The sequence below is a fragment of the Echinicola salinicaeni genome, from assembly GCF_014280965.1.
GTDB classification, from domain to species: Bacteria; Bacteroidota; Bacteroidia; order Cytophagales; family Cyclobacteriaceae; genus Echinicola; species Echinicola salinicaeni.
The window spans coordinates 330,076-344,641 of sequence record NZ_JACODZ010000007.1 but is presented as its reverse complement, the minus strand read 5'-3'; the positions used below and the strand labels follow the sequence as shown (position 1 = coordinate 344,641).

Here is a 14,566-nt window from a genome sequence, read left to right as displayed (position 1 = left end):
GAGCAATGGAAAAATGTTAAAGATTAATTGGTGCAAGGGTTTTACTAGGAAAGGTTTACCTTTGTAAAAAATGAGAGAAAAATGATTAAAAAGGCTACATTTTTAACCAGTAATTCGGACTTTAGAAAATGTCCATCTGCTCATAAGCCAGAGTTTGCTTTTATTGGCCGATCTAATGTTGGCAAAAGCTCCTTGATCAATATGCTGACCAATAATAAAGGACTGGCCAAGATCTCCGGAAAGCCTGGTAAAACCCAGTTGATCAATCACTTTGAAATAAATGATAAATGGTATATCGTAGATTTACCTGGTTATGGTTTTGCTCAGGTGAGTAAAACACTTAAAGCAGATTGGGAGAAAATGATCAAGGGTTATCTTACCAACAGGGAGAATTTGGAGGCTACTTTTGTGTTGATTGATAGTCGGTTGGATCCCCAGAAAAAGGACCTCGACTTTATCCTATGGTGTGCTCAGAATGCTGTGCCGATCGTACTTGTGTTTACCAAAGCAGATAAACTTTCTGTAAGTAAGGTAAAGGGTAACGTGCAGAAGTTTCTTAAGGCATCCAATACTATATTTGAAGAAGCGCCACTTTATTTTGTGACCTCTTCATCCACGGCTGTTGGTAGGGAAGAGCTTTCAGGTTTTATGGAGGAGTTAAGTGAAGAATTTTACGCACAACAATGATTCATCTTGAGCTTTTGAGGTGAAATCATATATTTGCAACTTGATTAAAAAGAAGAGATATGGAATTTAATGAAATAGCTACCGTAGCAGGGAAACCAGGATTATATAAAGTGCTTAAGCCAAGCCGAAGTGGGGTGATTTTGGAATCTATGGATGCCAAAAAATCCAAGTTGGTGGTTGGTGCTAACCATAGGGTGTCTATCCTTAGCGAAATCTCCATCTATACCCTGACAGAGGAAGGATCTGAACCTTTGCAGGATGTGATGATTATTATCGAAAAGGAATTTGAAGGGGATACTGGTCTGGCAAAGGGTGCTGACAATGATGAGTACATGGCTTTTATGAAGCATATACTTCCTGAGTTTGATGAGGAAAGAGTATACCCTTCTGATATCAAGAAATTGATTTCTTGGTATAGGATAATCCGTGAACATGCGCCTGAGGTGCTTGAGGAGAAAGCCACAGAAAGTGAAGATGCAGCTAAAGAAGGAGAAGCATAAAAAAGGAATTCATTGACAAAAAATGTAGCTACCTAATGAGATAGAAATGCCTGACTCATTAGGTAGCTTTTTTTATTATGGAGCATCAATATATCCTAGAAAGTGTCAAGCTGCTGCAAAAGGACTTTGACCTACCCAGTCCACCAGAGGTAATAAGCAAGGAGGAGCTTATTGATTTATTGGAACCAGTAGTCCAGCAGCTGCTAAACCGTGATTTTGAACGTCTGCTCCAGATATGTTATCGGGTAGATCTGGGAGAGTCAAGGCTAAAGCAGATTCTCCATGAATCCAATCCTGAACAAATGTGCAGGGATCTCAGTGAAGCCTTGGTCAATCGTCAAATACAGAAAATTGAGATTAGGAAGAAATATCAATGAAAGAACTGAGTTTAAAAGGGTTTATTTCTGAAAGGGTGTTTCTATTTCTTCATTGATGTGCTGGTGTACTTCCTCTACCATTATTTTAGAACCAATATATAATGGGGTCCTTTCATGTAGAGAGGTAGGAATGATATCCAGAATTCTTTCTTTACCATTAGTGGCGACAGCGCCTGCTTGTTCTGCAATATAGGCCAGAGAGTTTGCCTCATATAACAGTCGAAGTTTTCCCTTTGGTGCTTTTTTAGTTTTAGGATAAATATAAATTCCCCCTTTAAGAAGATTTCGGTGAAAGTCGGCCACCAAACTGCCTATATATCTTGCGCTAAAGTTCCGCTCTTTGCAAGATGTAATATAGCTTTTATCTCCATCACTAATCTGGGAAGTTAAGCCTTCGTTGATGCTGTATATCTTTCCATCATTTGGGGCTTTCATATTTGGATGGGAAAGAAAAAACTCTCCTAGGGATTGTTCGTAGGTAAAGCCGTTTACGCCTTTCCCAGTTGTATAGACCAACATGGTTGAAGAACCATATAGTACATACCCTGCTGCCACCTGCTTATTACCTGGTTGCATAATGTCCTCAGGCTGAATAGGGCTTCCAATTGGGGTTACTCGTCTGTAGATGGAGAATATGGTGCCTATGGATATGTTTACATCAATATTAGAGCTGCCATCTAATGGATCCATAGCCACTACGTATTTGCCCTTACTGTTTTGGAGATCTATGACTTCATCATCTTCCTCTGAAACCACGGCACATACTTCGCCTCCCTTTGTCAAAGCACGAGTGAATCTGATATTGGCAATGACATCCAGTTTTTGTTGTTCTTCGCCCTGTACATTGGTGCTGCCAAATGCTCCGCCGATTTTTGAAAGCCCTGCCCTGTTAATCTCCCGATTTACTATCTTTGAAGCCAAGGCGATATCCCTAAGGATTTGTGATAATTCGCCGGAGGCAAAGGGGAAGTCGTCTTGTTTGATTTTGATAAAACGATCAAGTGTTACTCCTACAGAATAGCCCAGTGCTGAATGGTCTGGTTGATATGGTTTTGTTTTCATGTTTGTATTGGAAAAGTACAATTTATTATATAACCCACTGAAAAATACAACTTAAATTTTTATGACAAAAGCAATTGTATATAAATTTGGAGGCGCTTCGGTCAAAGATGCCTCTGCTATTAAAAACCTTCATAGGGTTTTGTTAAATCGATTGCAAAGTAAAATGGTGGTAATTATTTCTGCAATGGGGAAGACGACAAACTCATTGGAAGAAATCCTAAGGCTCAAATATGATCAAAAAGATTATTATTCGAATTGTGCAATTTTAAGAAAAAACCATTTAGCAATATGTTCTGAGCTTTTTGAGGAACAGAATCCAATATTTTCGATTGTTGAGAATTTGTTTTTACAATTAGAGAGAGATTTGGAACAAGCTCTTCATAAGGATAATTATGATCAATATTATGATCGTATTGTGAGTTATGGGGAAGTGTTATCCACAAAAATTATTCATGCTTATCTCTGTGAACAAAATTTTTTCTGTATTTGGCAAGATGCTAGGGAATTAATTGTGACAGATGAAAGTTTTCGGTCCGCCAAGGTAAACTGGTCGCTGACGGCTAAGGAGTGTAAGAGGCAGCTGGAAGAAAAGTTGAGGAAGTTTCCTGTCATCACTCAGGGGTTTATAGGAGCAAGTGCTTCAGGTAAGTGCACAACGCTGGGTAGAGAAGGATCAGATTTTTCTGCAGCTATTATTGCCCATAGCTTAAGGGCGAAATCTGTTACAATTTGGAAGGATGTTCCTGGTGTTTTAAATGCCGATCCAAAACGCTTTGCGGATACAGTTAAATTTGATAGGATAGATTATAGGGAAGCAGCTGAAATGACCTACTATGGAGCTTCGGTGATTCACCCCAAGACCATAAAGCCTCTAGCTAATTTAAAAATACCATTACATGTTCGGTCATTTATTGAGCCGGAAGGGAAGGGGACTATTATTGGAGATTTCCCAGAGGAAAGGCATGCTGTGCCTACTATTGTGGTCAAGGGCCAACAGGTTTTGGTGACCTTTGAGGTTACCGATTTCACCTTTATTAGTGAATCGCATATCCATCAAGTTTATGCGGAATTGGAACGGCTACGCTTAGGGGTAAATATGTTACAAACCTCCGCTATATCTATCTCAATCTGTGTAAATGAAGAGTTGTTTAAGTTAGAGCAACTTGTGGATGAAATGAGTGTTCATTTTAAAGTGAGATATAATGATGGTTTGCAATTGATGACGGTTAAGAATTATAATGAAAGCGCTAAAAATCAGTTTTTGGGTAGGGAAGGGATTCTAATGGAACAGACAACACGCAGCACTATACAGCTGGTGTATAAGGCTTAAGTTTAAAGGAATTTTTTGAGCACCTTCTTGATGCCTGGTAGATAGCTTTGACCAAATAGGTTGAGGTGAACCAGAAGGGGGTAAAGGTTGTGTATGTCAGCCCTGGTTTCAAAGTCAGGTTCAAGGGGAAAGATGTCGTTATATGCTTCGTAAAAACGACTTTGGAATCCGCCAAATAATTTCGAAAAAGATAGGTCTATTTCCCTATGGCCATAATAAACGGCAGGATCTATCAGGCAGGGATTTCCCTGTTGGTTGACGATGACATTCCCAGACCAAAGGTCGCCATGAAGTAGAGCGGGTTTTTCGTTAGGGATAAGATCTGGAAGCTTTGGGTATAATCTTTGAAATTTTTTATAAAAATCCTTAGTGATTGATCCTTCGTAATATGCTTTGCCCAACATGGGTTCTAGGCGCTGCTCGGCGTAAAATTGTGCCCAGTTATTACTATAGGTATTGCTTTGTGGGAGTATTGCAATATAGTTGTCTTCATCTAGCCCAAACTTAGGGGAGGTAGCCATATGTAGTTCTGCGAGGCCATGTCCTAAAGTTTCCCAATATTGAGGGTTGGGATATCCTCCATGGATCCATTCGATCAAGAGGTAGTTTTGGTCCTTTATTCTTCCTGACCCAATGGTTTTCGGAATTTGTAGAGGGGTGTGTTTGTGTAATAATGTCAGCCCTTTCAGTTCTTGATGGAAAATGTTAGCGGATTCAAAATGGTTGGATTTCAAAAAAAGCGCACCCTTGTCAGTATCCAAGAGTACGCTTTGATTCATGGTTCCGGCTGATATTAGTCGGACTGATTTTATTTTTGTAGGTTCAAGTATGGCATCGTATAAGACTTCTTCATAAAAAGAATTTGGCTTATTAAGCATACACTTGATGTTCTTTTTGTAGTTTGGCAATTAATTCTTTGATAGATTCATCCAAGATTTGATATACTTTTTCAAATCCGTCCTCACCTCCGTAATATGGGTCCGGTACCTCTTCAGATTCTGAATTATTGGGTTGGAAATCCCTCATCAAATGAATTTGATCATGAGTCTGGCTATAGGTGTCCATTAACTTGTAAATATTGGACCTATTGGATTTATCCATGGCGATGATATAATCAAAATCACGGATATCTGCATGGGAAAGTTGTCTTCCTCGGTGAGAAATTTTTATGCCATGGTCATTTGCGCACTTGATACTACGTTCATCAGGAAGTTCGCCAATATGATAATCAGAAGTGCCACAACTGTCACTTTTGAATTTATGTGGCAAATTCAATTTTTGGATTTGATGATTAAAAATGGCTTCCGCTAAAGGAGACCGGCAAATATTTCCTAAGCAAACGAATAATACTTTGATCATTTTTATCTGATTGATACTCCTAATCCTACATTGATGGTATTATATTCCTGGAAGGTATAGTCTCCATTTAGGAATATTGGTCCAAATTTAAACCTTAGCCCTAAGGTGCCCATTGCTCCAGCTATTTCATATTTCAAGTCTACAGGGTCAGTCAATGGTTCTGATACTCCTTCAACATAATAATCACCCAATACGCTATAAGCAGACTTGCCAGTATTATAACCAAATGCACCATAAAAGGTAATGATAGATAGCTTTTTACTGATAATCCCTTGGAAGGTCCAGGATTCTACATTCATTTTACCATGTTGATTTTCAGTCTCGTCAATAATATAGCTGGACTTTAGATGGTTATAGGCAGCAAGTGCCGAAAGATCAAAAGGTAATAATTTCAATCCTGGAATATGCTGTTTTATATCATGTTTTATGCCTAGTCCCCATTGGGAAACTTTGGCGTCATCTATTTTTAATTCTGGAATAAACCTTCCCACCAATTCAAATCCTGCTGGTAAACCCAAGGCAGCTTGGATGGTTGGGGCAGGAACATATTTTACTGGAATGTCTATTCCCGGAGGAACTTCTACCTCCGCAATTAATTCTCCATCCTCATAGATGCCGAGTGAGGAATTGGTTTCTGTGGCTCCAAAGAGCGTTGGGAGTTCTGTTGGTCCATTAGCATTTATAAGCCTAAGCTTATCATATTCATTTGGGTCAAAAGTGAAACTTTCATGTTTGCTAGGTACAGATGCAGCTCCTAAGCCGAATTTAATATCAAATCCTAAAGTACTGTGAGGTTTGGCCGTTTGAGCCCAGCCGCTTCCCATGCTGTAGATGAAACCTTTTGCAGCGGGTTCCACGTAATAGCCCATATAGGTGTTTAAGTCTTTCGCTCCAGCACGTAGTATTTGCTCAACATCTACATCGCCTTGTCCAAAAGCTTTGGAACTCATCAAGATGAGCCCAAATAAACAAAAATGTAATATTTTCTTCATTGATATTGGTGGTTTTAAAAGATAAAGGTAAGGAAATTTAGAGTAATCTTTTAGGGTAAAAAGTACCTGAAAAAAATAATTTTTGAAAAATTAAAGATCTTTTATAGTTTTGCGGAACTATTACTAAGTAAGAATGATTCTTAGTACGGAATGGATATTGAAGATATAAAAAATAAGATTTCAAGCGGTGGACTTAAGTTTACCCATCAGCGCATGGTGATATATGAAGCGGTTTCGCAGACACATAGTCACCCCACTGCTGAATGGGTTTATGAACAGGTCAAGGAAAATAACCCTAGCATATCCCTTGGTACGGTCTATAAGACATTGGATACTTTTGTAAATGCAAAGATCATCCAAAAGTTCATAGATACCAATGGTGTCATGCGCTTTGATGCGGTATTGGAAGCGCACAGTCATTTATATGACAAGGAAACCAATGAAATCAGGGATTATCATAATCACCAATTAGAAACCTTGATCAAAGAGTTCTTTGAGAAAAATAAAATCAAGGATTTTGAGGTTGAAGACATAGAAGTGGTTCTAAAAGGCCACAACAAACAGAAAATAAATTAAACATAACTAATCAATTAAAATTAAAAAGTATGTCATTAGTAGGAAAAAAAGCCCCTTTATTTAGTGCACCAGCAGTGGTTAACGGAGAGGAAATCGAAGAAAACTTCTCATTGGAGCAGTTTATCGGTAAGCAAGAAGTTATCTTCTATTTTTACCCAAAAGATTTCACTTTTGTTTGCCCTACTGAAATCTTGGCTTTCCAAGAAAAATTGGCTGAGTTTGAGAAAAGAGGTGTAGCTGTTGTAGGAGCTTCTTGCGACACTGAAGAAACTCACCTAGCATGGTTGGCTACTCCTAAGGCTCAAGGTGGAATTGAAGGTGTTACTTATCCATTGGTTGCTGATCCAGCAAAAACTATTGCCCATAACTTCGGTGTTTTGGCAGGTGAGTGGAACTATAATGAAGAAGGTGAGCTTACTTACGAAGGTGCTCCAGTAGCATTCAGAGGTTCTTTCTTGATTGATAAAGAAGGAGTAGTAAGACACGAAACTATCAATGACCTTCCTCTTGGAAGAAACATCGACGAGATGATCAGATTGGTAGATGCTCTTCAGCACGTAGAGAAGCATGGAGAAGTTTGTCCTGCTAACTGGGAAGAAGGAAAAGAAGCAATGAAAGCTACTAAAGAAAGTGTATCTGAATACCTTGCTAAAAACTAATTCTTAGAGAAGAATTTCAATAATGAAGCCCTGGAAATTTTCCGGGGCTTTTTTTGTAGCAATTTTTGAATTTATTGCGTCCTAGTAGAGCGTATATTTTTAACTAAACAATTTCAAGATGAATGCTTTCAAAATTACTACCTCCATTTTATTTGCCTTGTTTCTTCTTTCTTGTGATGGTAATGACCAGCAAAATCAATTTGAGAAAAGTGAAAGAAATTGGCAAGTTCTTAAAAATCAGAACGATGAATCCTATCGTTATCAAGTAAGTACTTCTTCATGGACAGGTTATAGTTCGATTACCACCATTACCGTAATAGATGGCTTGGTCACAAAAAGAGCGTTTGAAAGTTATAATTTAAAAGATGATGGCGGTAAGGAATTGGTGTATAGCTATGTGGAAGAAGGTGAAGAAATTGGGGCTGATGATAACGGAGCCGATCCACTTACCTTGGATATGCTTTATGATGTTTGTAAGGATGAGTACCTGACAGTAGATCAAAAATCAAATACAATTTATTTCACCGAATTTGATAATGGACTGGTTAAGAGCTGCGGGTATGTGCCAGAAAACTGTGTTGATGATTGCTTTTTTGGTTTTAACTTGAAAATCATCGAATGGTTAGAGTGATTTTGGAAGAATGATCAAAGAAGGAGCTTTACAGGATGGTTGTAAGGCTTTTTAATTGAGGGATAATGAAGGAGGTTTGTTCCGATCTTGTTAATTTTGGGCATGAAGGTGTTATATGATTTTTCTGTTTGGGCAATGTCCGGGATGTTGCGGTTGACTAAAGGAGGGAAGTCCAAGTTGGCTAGATTAGTAAAGGGAAGAGAGGGCGTTATTGATCAGCTCAAGACTTTTAGAGAGGGATTTTCGGGCAAGATAATATGGTTTCATGTGGCTTCTTTAGGGGAGTATGAGCAAGCAAAGCCTGTTATTGCTGCCGTGAAAAAAACATATTTCGATAGTGCTGTATTGGTGACTTTTTTTAGTCCCAGTGGCTATGAGAATGTAATAAAGAAGGCTCAGGCCAATGTAGATTTGATTACTTATTTGCCCTTTGATACCAAGTCAAATGTTCAGCAGTTTTTAGACATTGTGAAGCCCCAGATGATTTTCTTTGTAAAGTATGATTTATGGGCCAATTATATTCTGGAGGCTAAAAAGCGCAAGATTCCCCTGTTTTTATTTTCTGCTTCTATGCGAAAGGAGCAGGTTTATTTTCAGTCTTATGGCGGGTTTTTTAGGGAGGTATTGAATTCATTTGATCATATTTTTACCCAAAATCAGTATACATTAAGTTTGTTGAGAAAAATTGGAATAGAACAAGTTTCCATTGCTGGGGATACTAGGTTTGATAATGTTCAAGCAATCAGTGAAAGCCCCAAAAAGTTTCCTGAGCTGGAGGGATTTGTAAAGGGAACTCCTGTTATTGTCATAGGAAGTGCCTGGCAAGAAGATATGGAATTGATCATTCCATTTATCAATAAGTATTCTCAATATAAATACATCATAGCGCCTCATGATATTGATGAAAAAGTGGTCGATAAATGGTCAAAAGCGATTAATAAGTCAAGCATTAAGTATTCAAAGATTGATGAAGCTGGACAGGGAGAGCAAGCTGTGCTATTTATCGATAATGTCGGTATGCTATCTTCTCTTTATCAATTTGCCCATATCGCATATGTTGGTGGTGCCTTTGGAAAGGGCTTACATAATATTTTAGAGCCTTTGGCTTTTAGAGTTCCGGTAATTTTCGGAAAGTTGAGGAAGGTCAGTAAGTTTCCCGAGGCGGTTATCAGTCAAGGGGCAGGCTGTGGATTTGAAGTAGAGGATGCAGCCTCATTTGAGAAAATATTGGTAGATTTGGAAGCGGTTAATGCATATAAAAAAGCAGTAGAATCTGCTGATGTTTTGGTGATGGAAAATCTGGGAAGTGCTCAGAAAATCATCGATGGTGTGAAAAAATCATTCAATGAATAATAAAGGAAGGGTAATCCGATCGACGGGTAGCTGGTATACAGTTGAGCTGGATGGTGAATATATTCAGGCGAGGCTAAGGGGGAAATTTAAACAAAGTGATTTGAAGTTGACGAACCCAATTGCTGTGGGAGATTATGTCTCTTTGGAAAAAGAGGAAAATCAGGATACAGCAGTAATCGCAGAAATCCTGCCCCGAGAGAATTATATTATTAGGAAGTCCACAAGGAAAACTAATTTTTCCCATATTTTGGCTTCCAATATCGATCAAGCATTTCTGGTGATTACACTCATGCAACCTAGAACTTCTTTGGGGTTTATTGATCGATTTATAGTCAGTACAGAAAGTTTTAGGATTCCCACTACCATTGTTGTCAATAAGATGGATTTGATATCTAAGGCAAAGGATAAAGAGTTTTTGCAAGATATCCATGAAATTTATGAGCCATTGGGCTATCCTGTATTGGAAATTTCAGCTTTAAATGATGAGGAGTTGGAAAAGGAGTTTTTGGGGAAGCTTCAAGGTAAAACTACCTTGCTTTCCGGACATTCTGGTGTAGGCAAATCTACTATTTTGAATAGGCTAATTCCCAACGCTCAGCAATCCACCAAAGAAATTTCCAATTTTACTTCAAAGGGAGTCCATACCACCACATTTGCTGAAATGTTTCCTGTTAAAGGAGGCGGGTACTTGATAGATACTCCAGGGATTAAAGAGTTTGGAATTTTGGACATTGATGATGAAGAGCTTTCTCATTATTTTGTTGAAATGAGGAAATATTTAGGCCAGTGTAAGTACAATAACTGTAAGCACCTTACTGAGCCCGGCTGTAAAGTTTTGGAAGTGTTGGAGGAGGGATATATCCATCCATATCGTTATGATAGTTATGTGAAAATTATGCATGAGGAAGATTCTCATCGTTGATGAATATAAGGTATAAGTCGATAGTGAATTAATCATTTTGGATGAGATGAAATAGATTTTATCATATTCAAATCTTTGAATCCATTGGCATTTGAGCTAATTTTCGGCTATCAAACAGTTTGAAGATACAAACATGAGCGAAATCAAAACATTGGTACTGAACCATAAGCAAATCCAACAGAAAATTACAAGGATAGCTTTTGAAATATATGAGAGAAATGTGGGGGAGGAAGAAATTATTTTTGCAGGTATATCAGGAATGGGCTATGTATTTGCTGGTTTGCTAGCTGAAAAGGTAAAAGAGATCTCCACTATTAAAGTGAAGAAAATGATGATTACCATTGATAAGTTTACCAAGGTTCAGCCTCCTGTGGAACTGTCTGAGGAATTTGATTTTAAAAACAAGAGTCTAATCGTGGTGGATGATGTACTTAATTCTGCAAGGACATTGACTTATGCGATAGATCCGTTTTTGAAATACGAAGTCAAAAAAATAGAAGTAGCAGTCTTGGTAAACAGAAGTCATAAGCTTTTTCCTATTGCTGCTGATTATACTGGCTATGAATTGGCCACCACCCTTAGTGAAAATATTGTCGTGAACCTTTCTGAGGAGGGCTCTACCGTTTATTTACAATAACCCACTGTTATGTCTGTCCATCAGTCTTCGAATATTAAGAGAATCACCACTCATGTGCTTCAGGAAATGAAAAATCGTGGAGAGAAAATCTCCATGTTGACGGCATATGATTTTTCCATGGCGGGCATATTAGATGCTGCTGGAATCGATATTATCCTGGTTGGGGATTCCGCCTCCAATGTAATGGCGGGGCATGAAACCACCCTCCCGATCACGCTTGACCAAATGATTTATCATGCTTCTTCAGTGGTAAGGGCTGTTAAACGCTCGTTTGTGGTGGTGGATATACCTTTTGGCTCCTACCAAGGTAATTCCTCGGAGGCATTACGGTCAACCATCCGGATTATGAAGGAATCTGGAGCACATGCTGTGAAAGTAGAAGGTGGTGCCGAAATAAAAGAGTCTGTGGTAAGGATTTTGAGTGCTGGAGTGCCTGTGATGGGGCACTTGGGCTTGACTCCACAATCCATATACAAGTTTGGGACTTATACGGTGCGTGCCAAAGAGGAAGATGAGGCAGAAAAGCTGATTTCTGATGCAAAGGTTTTGGAGGAGTGTGGCTGCTTTGCCATCGTATTGGAGAAGATCCCCGCGGCTTTGGCGAAGCGAGTAGCGGAGACTGTGTCCATACCTGTCATAGGTATCGGTGCTGGTCCGTATGTGGATGGACAGGTGTTGGTAGTTCATGATATGTTGGGGATTACGCAGGAGTTTAAGCCCCGTTTTTTAAGGCAGTATGCCGATTTGCGAGGAATCATGACTGAGGCGGTGGGAAGTTTTATCCAAGATGTGAAGTCTGAAGATTTTCCCAATGATAAAGAGAGTTATTGACCCCTTAAAAGACAGGTTTTGTAGTTATAAATCAATATTTTAAGGGCTTGACCAATACTATTGTAGGTATAGGGAAACCTAATTTATTTTCTGAAAAAAACTTTATAGAAGAATTTTTGTTGGAATTGTCTTTGCTTGAATGGAATAAGCAAAGTATATATGTTCGAGCGACTGTTTTAGTATTTGGTTCAGTACAGTTCAATTCCGTTTTAAGCCTTTGAAAACGCGATATTTTGCGTAATTTAGCGGCAAATTCGAGTGCTCAGGCATTTAATCAAATTATTTAATTAATCAGTACAATACACCAAGGCCGGCTTTTGGCTGCGCTTTGTTGTGTAAAATTTTAATAAAATGACCACTACAAAAACACCGAAGATCCTCTATACGCTGACCGATGAGGCGCCAGCTTTGGCAACCTATTCTTTGTTGCCGATTATTAAATCTTTTACCGATTCAGCTGGTGTGGCAGTAGAGACAAGGGATATATCATTGTCAGGAAGAATCATTGCTAATTTTCCGGAATTTCTGAAGGAAGAGCAACGTATAGGTGATGCTTTGGCAGAGTTGGGTGAGATCGCCAAAACTCCAGAAGCCAATATCGTAAAGCTTCCAAATATCAGTGCATCCATTCCTCAGCTTAAAGCGGCCATTAAGGAGCTTCAAGGACAGGGGTATGCCTTGCCTGATTATCCTGATGAGCCAAAGACTGAGGAAGAAAAAGGCATTAAGGCAAAATACGATAAGATCAAGGGAAGCGCTGTAAACCCTGTTTTGAGAGAAGGGAACTCTGATAGAAGGGCTCCTCAGGCAGTAAAGCAATACGCAAGAAACAATCCTCATAGTATGGGTAAATGGAGTGCAGACTCTAAGTCCCATGTAGCCAGTATGAGTGAAGGGGATTTTTATGGTAGTGAGCAGTCTTTGACGATGGCAGCTGAAGGTACTATAAAAATTCAGTTAGAAGGAAAAGATGGTGAAGTAACTGTATTGAAAGAAGCATTGAAACTTCAGGAAGGTGAGGTAATCGACGCTTCTGTAATGAGTGTGAAGAAATTGGCTGAATTCCTTGCAGAACAGAAAGAGGATGCGAAAAAGCAAGGGATTTTGTTTTCACTTCACATGAAAGCGACTATGATGAAGGTTTCTGATCCTATCATCTTTGGTCATGCTGTTAAGGTGTTCTTCGCTCCCGTATTTGAAAAGCATGCAAAAACCATCGAAGAGATTGGTGTAGATGTCAATAATGGGTTTGGAGACTTGATTAGTGCCTTGGATAAGCTTCCAGCTGATAAGCGTAAGGAGATTGAAGCAGATATTGAGGCGTGTTATGCTGATAGCCCTGATTTAGCCATGGTGAATTCCCATAAAGGTATCACCAATCTTCATGTGCCAAGTGATGTGATCATCGATGCATCTATGCCAGCAATGATCAGGACTTCTGGTCAAATGTGGAATAAAAATGATGCTTTGCAGGATACAAAAGCAATTATTCCGGACCGTTCTTATGCAGGTGTTTATCAGGAGACCATTGACTTTTGCAAGAAAAATGGTGCTTTTGATCCAACTACTATGGGGAGTGTGCCTAATGTAGGTTTGATGGCTCAAAAAGCTGAGGAATATGGCTCTCATGATAAGACTTTTGAAATTCCTGCGGATGGTACTGTAAAAGTACTCAATGCTGCTGGGCAGACCTTGATGGAGCATGCTGTAGAAAAAGGTGATATCTGGAGAATGTGCCAGACCAAAGATGCCCCAATCCAGGACTGGGTGAAATTGGCTGTAAACCGTGCTAGAGCCACAGGAGTTCCTGCGGTATTCTGGTTGGACAGCAATCGGGCGCATGATGCTGAGTTGATCAAAAAAGTAAATAAATACCTGCCAGCGCACGATACTGAAGGATTGGATATCAAGATCCTTTCTCCTGTGGAGGCTACTCGCTTCTCTTTGGAGAGAATCAAGGAAGGCAAAGATACCATTTCTGTAACTGGGAATGTCCTTAGAGATTACTTGACCGATCTTTTCCCTATTTTGGAATTAGGTACCAGTGCCAAAATGCTTTCTATTGTTCCTTTGATGAATGGTGGAGGTTTGTTTGAGACAGGAGCTGGAGGTTCTGCTCCTAAGCACGTTCAGCAGTTTGTTGAGGAAGGTCACCTAAGATGGGATTCTTTGGGTGAGTTCTTGGCATTGGCTGTTTCCTTAGAGCACCTGGGCAATACTTTCAATAATGATAGAGCTATTGTTCTTGGAAAGACTTTGGATGAAGCTACCACTAAGTTCTTGTTAAATGGTAAGTCTCCATCTCGTAAGGTAAATGAACTGGATAACCGAGGTAGTCATTTCTATTTGGCTTTATACTGGGCAGAAGCATTGGCTGCACAGGATCAAGATGCCGCATTGAAAGAGGTTTTTGCTAAGATAGCCAAAGCTATGGAGGAGAAAGAAGAAGTGATTATTGCTGAGCTTAATGGAGCGCAGGGAAGTCCTGTTGATATCGGAGGTTATTATAAGCCAAATGAAGAAAAGACTTCAAATGCCATGAGACCAAGCAAAACTTTAAATGGTATATTGGAATTGGTAGTTGCAAGTGTTTAAGATATATTATCTAAATAGTAAAAGGCCATACGCTTCTGTGTATGGCCTTTTTTAA

16 protein-coding genes are annotated in these 14,566 nt (G+C 39.2%); 12 read left to right on the top strand and 4 right to left on the bottom strand.

What is annotated here, in order from left to right:
- Positions 1 to 81: 81 nt before the first annotated feature.
- The 3 genes from yihA to H7U17_RS15585 all read left to right on the top strand — a co-directional run bounded on the left by yihA (position 82) and on the right by H7U17_RS15585 (position 1,564).
- Positions 82 to 687 (top strand): ribosome biogenesis GTP-binding protein YihA/YsxC, encoded by a 606-nt coding sequence (gene yihA / locus H7U17_RS15595; protein ID WP_186757672.1) that lies wholly within the window; start codon positions 82 to 84, stop codon positions 685 to 687.
- Between the two features lie 59 nt (positions 688 to 746).
- Positions 747 to 1,187 carry a DUF5606 family protein gene (locus H7U17_RS15590; RefSeq protein WP_186757671.1) on the top strand — a complete coding sequence of 147 codons (441 nt, stop codon included), beginning with the start codon at positions 747 to 749 and terminating at the stop codon, positions 1,185 to 1,187.
- Between the two features lie 77 nt (positions 1,188 to 1,264).
- Positions 1,265 to 1,564 (top strand): hypothetical protein, encoded by a 300-nt coding sequence (locus tag H7U17_RS15585; RefSeq protein ID WP_186757670.1) that lies wholly within the window; start codon positions 1,265 to 1,267, stop codon positions 1,562 to 1,564.
- A 21-nt stretch (positions 1,565 to 1,585) separates the two neighbouring features.
- Here the strand turns inward: H7U17_RS15585 and fbp are convergent, their stop codons facing one another.
- Entirely contained in the window at positions 1,586 to 2,626 is a 1,041-nt protein-coding gene (gene fbp / locus H7U17_RS15580) for a class 1 fructose-bisphosphatase (protein ID WP_186757669.1), read from the bottom strand.
- Between the two features lie 61 nt (positions 2,627 to 2,687).
- On the opposite strand from fbp, the gene H7U17_RS15575 reads away from it, so the two are divergent.
- Complete coding sequence (locus tag H7U17_RS15575; RefSeq protein WP_186757668.1) at positions 2,688 to 3,956, top strand: aspartate kinase; 1,269 nt, start codon at positions 2,688 to 2,690, stop codon at positions 3,954 to 3,956.
- Between the two features lie 2 nt (positions 3,957 to 3,958).
- Here H7U17_RS15575 and H7U17_RS15570 read toward each other — a convergent pair whose 3' ends face one another.
- Genes H7U17_RS15570 through H7U17_RS15560 form a run of 3 tightly spaced genes read right to left on the bottom strand, consistent with a single transcriptional unit; the run spans position 3,959 to position 6,307 of the window.
- A complete protein-coding gene (locus H7U17_RS15570) occupies positions 3,959 to 4,834 on the bottom strand; it encodes a fructosamine kinase family protein (protein ID WP_186757667.1) in 876 nt (291 codons plus the stop codon).
- Positions 4,827 to 5,315 carry a low molecular weight protein-tyrosine-phosphatase gene (locus H7U17_RS15565; protein ID WP_186757666.1) on the bottom strand — a complete coding sequence of 163 codons (489 nt, stop codon included), beginning with the start codon at positions 5,313 to 5,315 and terminating at the stop codon, positions 4,827 to 4,829. The genes H7U17_RS15570 and H7U17_RS15565 overlap by 8 nt, the downstream gene beginning before the upstream one ends.
- A gap of 2 nt (positions 5,316 to 5,317) precedes the next feature.
- Positions 5,318 to 6,307, bottom strand: a complete 990-nt coding sequence (locus H7U17_RS15560) for a DUF6588 family protein (protein ID WP_186757665.1) — start codon at positions 6,305 to 6,307, stop codon at positions 5,318 to 5,320.
- A gap of 150 nt (positions 6,308 to 6,457) precedes the next feature.
- On the opposite strand from H7U17_RS15560, the gene H7U17_RS15555 reads away from it, so the two are divergent.
- The 8 genes from H7U17_RS15555 (at position 6,458) to H7U17_RS15520 (ending at position 14,511) form a co-directional block, all read left to right on the top strand.
- Positions 6,458 to 6,883 (top strand): Fur family transcriptional regulator, encoded by a 426-nt coding sequence (locus H7U17_RS15555; protein WP_186757664.1) that lies wholly within the window; start codon positions 6,458 to 6,460, stop codon positions 6,881 to 6,883.
- 29 nt (positions 6,884 to 6,912) lie between these two features.
- Positions 6,913 to 7,542: a peroxiredoxin gene (locus H7U17_RS15550; protein WP_186757663.1), complete on the top strand. Its 630-nt coding sequence runs from the start codon at positions 6,913 to 6,915 to the stop codon at positions 7,540 to 7,542.
- A gap of 118 nt (positions 7,543 to 7,660) precedes the next feature.
- Positions 7,661 to 8,173 carry a hypothetical protein gene (locus H7U17_RS15545; RefSeq protein WP_186757662.1) on the top strand — a complete coding sequence of 171 codons (513 nt, stop codon included), beginning with the start codon at positions 7,661 to 7,663 and terminating at the stop codon, positions 8,171 to 8,173.
- Between the two features lie 102 nt (positions 8,174 to 8,275).
- A complete protein-coding gene (locus tag H7U17_RS15540; RefSeq protein ID WP_186757661.1) occupies positions 8,276 to 9,526 on the top strand; it encodes a 3-deoxy-D-manno-octulosonic acid transferase in 1,251 nt (416 codons plus the stop codon).
- The gene (rsgA, locus tag H7U17_RS15535) at positions 9,519 to 10,448 is read left to right on the top strand and encodes a ribosome small subunit-dependent GTPase A (RefSeq protein WP_186757660.1); all 930 of its coding nucleotides are present in this window, start codon (positions 9,519 to 9,521) and stop codon (positions 10,446 to 10,448) included. The genes H7U17_RS15540 and rsgA overlap by 8 nt, the downstream gene beginning before the upstream one ends.
- A 133-nt stretch (positions 10,449 to 10,581) precedes the next feature.
- On the top strand, positions 10,582 to 11,085 hold the full coding sequence (locus H7U17_RS15530; protein ID WP_186757659.1) for a phosphoribosyltransferase family protein: 504 nt from the start codon (positions 10,582 to 10,584) through the stop codon (positions 11,083 to 11,085).
- 9 nt (positions 11,086 to 11,094) lie between these two features.
- Complete coding sequence (gene panB / locus H7U17_RS15525; protein ID WP_186757658.1) at positions 11,095 to 11,916, top strand: 3-methyl-2-oxobutanoate hydroxymethyltransferase; 822 nt, start codon at positions 11,095 to 11,097, stop codon at positions 11,914 to 11,916.
- Between the two features lie 351 nt (positions 11,917 to 12,267).
- Positions 12,268 to 14,511 (top strand): NADP-dependent isocitrate dehydrogenase, encoded by a 2,244-nt coding sequence (locus H7U17_RS15520; protein WP_186757657.1) that lies wholly within the window; start codon positions 12,268 to 12,270, stop codon positions 14,509 to 14,511.
- Positions 14,512 to 14,566 lie beyond the last annotated feature (55 nt).